Annotated in this window: 5 protein-coding genes; 1 reads left to right on the top strand and 4 read right to left on the bottom strand. The window is 33.8% G+C overall.

The annotated features are described in order from the left end of the window. Window positions 1-353: 353 nt before the first annotated feature. The 4 genes from JCM9157_RS22295 to JCM9157_RS22280 form a co-directional block, all read right to left on the bottom strand. On the bottom strand, window positions 354-2,162 hold the full coding sequence (locus JCM9157_RS22295; RefSeq protein ID WP_035668539.1) for a TnsD family Tn7-like transposition protein: 1,809 nt from the start codon (window positions 2,160-2,162) through the stop codon (window positions 354-356). Between the two features lies 1 nt (window position 2,163). Continuing rightward, on the bottom strand, window positions 2,164-5,886 hold the full coding sequence (locus tag JCM9157_RS23695; RefSeq protein WP_081734296.1) for a TnsB C-terminal domain-containing protein: 3,723 nt from the start codon (window positions 5,884-5,886) through the stop codon (window positions 2,164-2,166). Window positions 5,887-5,899: 13 nt separating this feature from the next. Beyond that, window positions 5,900-6,712, bottom strand: coding sequence for a heteromeric transposase endonuclease subunit TnsA (locus JCM9157_RS22285; RefSeq protein ID WP_035668537.1), 813 nt, complete (start codon window positions 6,710-6,712; stop codon window positions 5,900-5,902). A gap of 87 nt (window positions 6,713-6,799) precedes the next feature. Further along, window positions 6,800-7,435 carry a recombinase family protein gene (locus JCM9157_RS22280; protein ID WP_081734295.1) on the bottom strand — a complete coding sequence of 212 codons (636 nt, stop codon included), beginning with the start codon at window positions 7,433-7,435 and terminating at the stop codon, window positions 6,800-6,802. 236 nt (window positions 7,436-7,671) lie between these two features. On the opposite strand from JCM9157_RS22280, the gene JCM9157_RS22275 reads away from it, so the two are divergent. Beyond that, window positions 7,672-7,917 carry a hypothetical protein gene (locus JCM9157_RS22275; RefSeq protein WP_035668535.1) on the top strand — a complete coding sequence of 82 codons (246 nt, stop codon included), beginning with the start codon at window positions 7,672-7,674 and terminating at the stop codon, window positions 7,915-7,917. The last annotated feature ends 81 nt before the right edge of the window (window positions 7,918-7,998 follow it).

The raw sequence follows: 7,998 nt of genomic DNA, 5'->3' as shown, positions 1-7,998 counted from the left end.
TCAAGAATGATTTTTAAATCATCCCTTGGGTCTCCACTTTTATTATCCATTTTATTACACCTCCCAGAAATTTACATTTACGTCAGGTGTTCGATAACAAGCGTTGAAATACCTTGTTACATTAACCTGCCCGTTAGTGCAAAAAGCACAACTTCGTTAATGTGCATGATTATTAGTTTATATACACTTTTGTGAGCGTCGATAATGCAAAGACAAACAGTGGTTATAATATCGTTATAATCATCATACACACTTTTACATAAAAAATGGAAGTATAAACTGATAAAAAGTGTTTCATTTTATCAAGCAAAAACTGTGTCAACTCTTTCAAGCGGTCACAGAAGGATACGGTTTCAAACCATATCCTCATATTTTTCCAAATTTATTCCCACCAACCTCTTAACCCTCCATGCCCTTACCTCTTCCCCACGCCTTTCAAGCTCTTGTATTGCCCATTCTTTTTTCCTTTCTCTAAATTGCTCAGTAGATTCTACAACACTATCAAGATATTCTTTTGTTTGCGGTAACTTATCCAACTTCTTCTCCAATAAGGCTCTTTTTCCTATAAGCGTTCCAACTCTTTTTCTTGATACTCTTGTAGGCTTCCCTTCTTTATTTAATAATTGCTGAACTTGCACTGTTACCTTCTCCAACAGTTCGTTATCTCTTTCTCCCCAATTAACACGTTCTCTTGATGTAGTATTACGTTTTGGTTTGGGAGAATTAAGATTGAACCAATCTCGATCATTTGTATAGAGCCAATAATATGTTTTAGGTTCCACTTTTCTAAGCTCTGTTTTTGATTTTTCTGGATACTGGAACTGTATTTCCTCCCATTTCCTTCTGTACAATATTAGCTTCTCCTCTGAAACAATCGATTTTCTATTTGTTACAGGAAGGTTAGATTCAGCGTATCTTTTTATTGTTTTGCCATCTGCATTCAGTCTTCTTCCCATCTCTCTTATACTCAAATTTTGCTTTATCAGCTTATTCAACTCTGCTTTCCACACATGACCAAACTCTTTTACTCTACTTATTTTGTAACGATCCTCCTTGGATTTCTCAAAGCCTCGCCTTGAATACTTAAATCCACACTCACATTCAAATAAACCTAATGGATCACTTGTTTTTTTGCAGATATCTTTGATCATCGTCTGAATAACATCTTTAAGATAATGAATGCAAGCAGGATTTAAGCAGGGCCATGGTGCATTGCCAAAGGGATGAAAAATTGAGTTCGGAGTAAAAACATCTTCTAAACTTAGTCCCAAAAAATCCATCAGCAGTAGATGGCGTATAGGGTGGTTACTTTTCCTTGGTTTTCTAACAATATAGGAAAGCCAACTTTTATCCCCATTAACAGAACTTTGTAGATGACGTAAAAATGATTCTCCATGATAATTTACAAATGCTTCTTTTAAGTGAGACTGCTGAATATTTCCATTAATATTTCTAAACCCTTTTTCCATAAGCCTACTACTGTATATTTCATGAAACCACCCTAAGGACTTATCTGGATAGCTATTATTTAAGAGTTTCTCTATATTTGTAACAAATGATTGAAATTGATTTAGTAAGTGTATATCTTCTACTTCTTTGATGTTAGTTAGATCACAATTTTGTTCAGTTGCTATTTGAATCTCATATTTATTATTTGAATCAATAGGTACAATGCTATTCATTAACCAAACATTATGGCGGATACACATTTCAATTCCTGGGGTTTGATGAAGACGATGCCAATACAATTCACCATGATTTTCTAAATCCTCTAAACTACACATAGGGCAATACTTGAAAAATTGATTTAATGTTATGGTACTACCCATAATTCCTGCCTTGTAATGGATTCTCTGTCCTTTAGGTTGTATCATACTTTGATAGATTTCATCCCTTCTACAATTAGGTAAAAAGGTAATATAAAACAAATTATGGGTATGATTATTTATCAGCTCTTTTTCCGTAATAGCACACGATTTAGGCAGTGATTTTACTAAGTTACTTATTCCTGATGGTAAATCCACTGAGACTTCTGTTTCATAATTAAATAAATCATTTAATGTTGCGACAAAGCTGATGTTTCCACTCCTCAAATGATAGCGGCCAATCAAACTATACAATGTTTCATCTGAATACGGTGTCGGAAAAAAGGAAGCCACCATGTTAGTCGCCTCCCAATAAAAAATCTTCTTTAATGTAGCCCTTATCTTTCAAAGCTCTATAAGCTGTTAAACCATCTGACATTCCTTCTTTTACTAAAAGTCGTAAATCAAACTCTTCTTCGGTTACTTTTTCACTTTTCACTTCACCATTTGTCATAAATACAAAAACTTTTTTCACCACATCTCCAAGCTGTTTTTTTACATCCCCTTCATCAACGCACTTATCAACTGCTTTTTGAGCCTCACTCTTATCAATACCAATAATTGATAGACGTATAACCACTTCACCTTTTAACTTTTCAAGCGTTTGTTTATTACTTGCTTCTTCATATTGAATCCATTTTGCTGTTTCTTCTAATTGTATTTTAGATTGTTCATTGCTAATAAATTGATCAATATTTACAGGTGCAATGTCCCCGTATTGAGCGATTTTCTTCATATTGTTAGTTCTCAATGCAATTAACATTGGCTGAATTATTTTGAAATATTCTTTAAACACCTCATGTATTGTCCTTGTTGTAAACGTTTCTGTGCCAGAAGTAATACTTCTTACTTGAACACTGACAAATAATTTTTTTGCAATATCAATAATTCCTTGGCTAACCTCAAACATTGCATTATTTAGTTCACCCGTTAATTCAACAGGCTTTTTAATCCATTGGTATTTCCACATGCCTTTTAAAAATAAGTCCCAACTTGGTTCATCCTTTTTTAACTGATTCCAGATAACCTCTCCTTGTGTACCACTACTTCTTCTTGCTTGTCTAAATTCTGATTGTAAAATCGCTAAACTTTTATGTGTCCCTATTAGAATAACAGGTATTCCAATTGCATTTTGTAGTGTTACAAAGAAATTTAACATCTTCTCAGCTCCACCCGACCTTGCCAAACTTAGATGTTGGATCTCGTCTATCGCTAAAAACCCAATAGAACAATTTCTGGAAATTTGTGCAACGACAGGTAATAATGCTGTAGCTGATAACCTTCCACTTTTACCAAATTTCTGATAATAATTTGTATTTAGTAGTCGATCAACCTCCATAAGAAAATTCAAACATAGTCCTTTAATAGATCCATCATAGGGACATTCCAATTTCAACCATACAATTTGCGATAGTATGAAGTGTTGATTACGGTAATTTGAATGGATTATGACTTGTGGCAACAATTCAAATAACTTTGTTGTGGTGGCTGTTTTGCCCATCCCACTTGTCCCTACGATAGTAAGACCAGATGAATTATCTGTAGCGAATGAAGTGATCTCATTATTCTCGATATCTTCTCGACCTTGAAAAAAGCTACGAACAAAATCACGTTGTAACGGGTTCCGATTAATATATCCTTGTCTAATTAGTCTTGAAATTCTACTTTCCAAATCCAAATGGATTGGGAGTGGTTGATAATATTGAAAGATTCGCTGTATCAGATGAAGTCGATAGTGACTATCTAACTCCCTTTCACATGGATTGAAGTTAGGATAATTTGATAAACTTGAAATAACTTCTTCTCTTGACATAATATTTGGTAATGCCTCAGTTAATGGATTCCCCATGTATTCAAAAATTACTTGTTCCTTATATTCTGCTTGTACAATATTAACCCTATCATAGCTCCTACTCTCCATTGGTTGATGCTCCTTTTGCTTATTCCACAACAAATCAAAATCATCAAAATATGAATCTTTCGCTTCTAATACTTGATTCTTATTCATTGAGCTTTGTGATTCTTCATTTAGGTCAAACTTTTCAATATTACGTGCTTCTCCCTTCTCAAACAATCGATTATTGCGTATGTTACTAATCTGCTTTCTATTGCTATTTTCATTTGGCTTCACGTTCATTTCTGCTTCCCTTACAATCTCTTCAATTTGAACATTTAATTCAACTTTCGCCTGTAACTCACTATGTTGCTGTTCCTTGTATAGCTGTTTTTCTAATTCATTTAGAAAACGGATTTCTTCAATAGATTTGCCTAAGTAACGTGATTGATGATTTAGCAGATATGCAGGTTCATATCCCTTAGCACCGATTTCTCGTATATATATTTTTGATACATCTCTCGGATCATATGAAACTGTAACTTTCCAGCTACCATTATTTCTTGCTCTTTGAAACCAATGCTCTTGATGTGCCGTATCGCAACTGTAATACATCCCCATGAACTTAATTCCAGAATAAGTAACCGTACAGTCTTTTATTGGCATCATATTTAATAACACTTTTTCGTAATCCAGAGCTTTTAATCTTCCAGAACGATTTTTTATGCCCCAATTCCATAAATCAAGAGGAATTGCGTTTACTTGATCTTCTATCATCATTACCTCTCTATTATAATTTTTTAAGTAGTGTTGATTATTGTGATACAAAATGCACCTGATGATAATGGCAGTAAATTGCTTTAAATTTAACTTTGCATCTAACCTGTAATCTCTCGCTCCCCTTGAACGAAAATCAACATCTATTGTTCCTGGAATTATCATTTTTACATAGTCATTTGTTGTTCTAAAATGACGTTCAAGTATCCCTTTAAGATCACCACGATAACTGGTTGTATTTTCCACTCTAATGCCAAGCTCCGAAATCATCGCTTCTGCTTTTTTAGAAAATAATTCTCCACGATCGCCTAAAATGCACTCAGGTAAATGATGAACAGACCATTCTTCTTCTGTTATTTCAATACCATACTTCTTGCAATAATCAACTTTATCTTCTGCTACATTAGCAATGGCCATCATTATAGATACCCATGACGTTTCCAACCCAATATAAACTCCTGTAACTAATCTGGAAAATACATCTTGGACATAATATAGGCAAGGTCTTCCAATAATAGAGCCATCATATTCAGAGATTAAATAGACATCAAAAGAAGTTCCATCAATTTGATACTTAGAACCTGGCCCCATCACTTCACTCATTGACGAGCCTAATACAGCTCGATTATTTAATTCATATTTCTTAGAGCCATATCTTTTCGAGATCTCTCTCTTAATGTTGTTTTCTTTCTTATAAAAGTAGCGAAACTGTTCAAGAGTCGGAACTCTATCATCAATAACAGGTATTACAACCCCATTCTTCTCTTTAATATCCTTTGAAAAATACTCCTTAACCATTTGTTCGTATGCGAATTTCAAGGTAGGTTTACCCTTTACGTAGTAATACTTATTTAATGCCCACCTGAAAATTTTCTTTGTTTCTTCTGTTACAACAAATCCTCTTATAGCAACCTCACCACTGCTGTCTAACTTTGTTGTATAATATCTTTCTTTACCCTTTGCACCACAATTAGCAAATTTTCCATAAAGAGCTGATTTCGTTTTACCGTTCTTCCAAAATTGCTTTAAGTATCTACTTACTGTCCTTTCACTTATGTTAAATTTCGCACTCGCCTCTCTTATCAATAACCGCCTTTGTTTTGCGATAAAAATTTTAGGTTCATTATCCGGAAAGGCAATCATTTGAATGACTTCCCATGCTCGCTCTTGGTATTCTTGACCTTTTTTTGACATGACCGCTAAGGTCATATTTTCATCCATCTGAGTTTCTAAAGTAATCGTCTTCTGTTCAATTCCTTCTATTATATATTCCAAATTACGTCCTTCTGGATATGAATTAGCATCTAAAATAACTACATAACAGTAATCCAAAGTTTGACTGATCCAAAGTATCCTTTCACACTTTCCATTTTCTTGATATTTGATTACATCATTCACAGCAAGCAACATACGACCACCATCTTTATTCAGAATCTATAAACAGCGAATCTGTTGTTGAATCCAGATCAATTTCTCTATACAAATCTACATTTACCCTTCTCTTAGCAAGGAGATGCTTAAACAACAATAATCCTGTCCCCGTTTCAAACTGATAGTCTTGGTCAAATTGATCGAATACATTTCGTAATCTATTTGATCCATCTTTTAACCGTTCTATTAGAAGTTTTCCATATGCAGAGGTTTGCTCTTGCATAAAGCCATAATTTGATAAGTCATAAGCGGGGTGAATCCATTCAAGATTTTTACAATATTGCTCTGGAATTTCTATTTCAGTAATTATTCCGTAGTCAATCCCCTTATAATTCCAATATCTTCTCTGAATTTCATAGCTTTCTATTACACTATTTTTTTCAAGCTCTCTTGATAATTTCACACTTCTTGCTATGAACCTTTCCTTCCCATCTTCCTTTAGCACAATTAAGAATGTAGTAGTAATAATATGAGGCAAACTTGTCTTTTTATCGATAAGTCTGGTTTTCATTTTCGGATCTAAAAGACCATCTATTTCAAGCAAATCTAATAAAGGGTAATGCTCTCTGATATCAATTACATTGTTTTCATATTCATACATATAAAACACCTTCTTCTGCATATCCGAAAGAAAGTGATGGATTCTCCCTACCTTATTTCCCTGTATCCTTGCTACCCTACCTTTCCCTGATATATCATTTACGTTTAGCCAAGGTTTATAAATAGAACCTTCACCTTTTCCCCTTCCCTCTTTCAAAAATCTACTTAATCTGGCATCTGACCAATCATATTGAAATTTTGCCATCTACTTTTTCCTTCCTTTTATTAAACAAATAAAATAGCCACGTTTCATATAGGCAACACCCTCTGTTTTTTTTTGAGGTTTGTTTCCCTATGAAATCGTGGCTTTTTTTCTACCATGATTATTCTTTTCTTCAATCTGCTTCACTTTACGATAAAATGACGTTCGAGAAATATCTAACTTCTTATATGTCTCAACAGCAGTTTGTTTTCCATCTTTCCATCGCTTGTATTCTTTCATAAAAGATTCATCAATTGTTATAGGCGGACGCCCAAATAGAATTCCTTTCTCCTTGGCTATGGCAATGCCTTCCATTTGTCGTTGCTTAATACTTTCTCTCTCCAATTGGTATAATGCACCAAAAATTGTGCAGATAAATCTTCCTTGGGCAGTGGCAGTATCAATAGACTCTTTTAAACTAACTACTTCAATTCTTCGTTCTGTTAAATCATTTACGATTTCTAAGAAGTCTTTCGTGTTACGTGCTAATCTTGAAATCGATTCTATCACTAATGTATCTCCTTCACGAATAAAATTTATCATTTCTTTTAGCTGAGGTCTATCCTTATCTTTACCACTTATCTTCTCTACAAAAATTTTTTCAACTTTTTGTTCTTCCAAAGCAACTAATTGTCGATCCAAATTTTGGGTTTGGGAAGAAACTCTACAATATCCAATTTTTATAACAATCCACCCCTTTACGAATGTATGTTTGTACACAACCATTATAATACATTCCAAAAAGTGTGAGAAGGGCCTGTAACATTCCAAATATGTTTTTGAGACTTTTTGGTACAGATTTTTCAATTACTCTCAAAACCCCTACAATTTGTGTCATAAGTTGTACCTAAAATTGACAATTCTCTAATTAAAGACTGCCATTTTTTTAATAATAAAAATAGTTTGACTTTGACTATATTTGACCATTATAATTACAATATATTACATAAGAGGTGATACTCGTGAATCGACATTTAGTGACAGTTAAGAAAATTCAGGATTTAGAAAATGATGATTACAACGTATTAATTGAAGGATACGACGCAGAGCAAGAGCGTGACTTCAATGAAATTGTAACTGTTCAACAGGGTGGCTTTCTCAGGGGAGCGTGTCTTGATCCTAAAAAAACACCATTATCCAAGGGATGTATCTCTTTGATACGAATTGTAGTGTTAGATGCTATCCATAAGAGAAATATGGATAAGTAAAAAAGTTGGGGGCATTGTTAGTGGAAAACAATAGTGGCTTTTTTTGATTACCTTTTGGGGAGAAGGTCAAAAGATTTTTTT

The organism is Halalkalibacter akibai JCM 9157 (assembly GCF_000513135.1).
GTDB lineage: Bacteria > Bacillota > Bacilli > Bacillales > Bacillaceae_D > Halalkalibacter > Halalkalibacter akibai.
The sequence above is the reverse complement of the archived record's forward strand: the minus strand, read 5'-3'. Positions and strand labels throughout refer to the sequence as shown.

Excerpts from the sequence above, each read along its gene's own strand:
- JCM9157_RS22295 (WP_035668539.1), bottom strand. The coding sequence starts at position 2,162 with ATGGTGGCTTCCTTTTTTCCGACACCGTATTCAGATGAAACATTGTAT.
- JCM9157_RS23695 (WP_081734296.1), bottom strand. The coding sequence starts at position 5,886 with ATGTTGCTTGCTGTGAATGATGTAATCAAATATCAAGAAAATGGAAAG.
- JCM9157_RS22285 (WP_035668537.1), bottom strand. The coding sequence starts at position 6,712 with ATGGCAAAATTTCAATATGATTGGTCAGATGCCAGATTAAGTAGATTT.
- JCM9157_RS22280 (WP_081734295.1), bottom strand. The coding sequence starts at position 7,435 with ATGGTTGTGTACAAACATACATTCGTAAAGGGGTGGATTGTTATAAAA.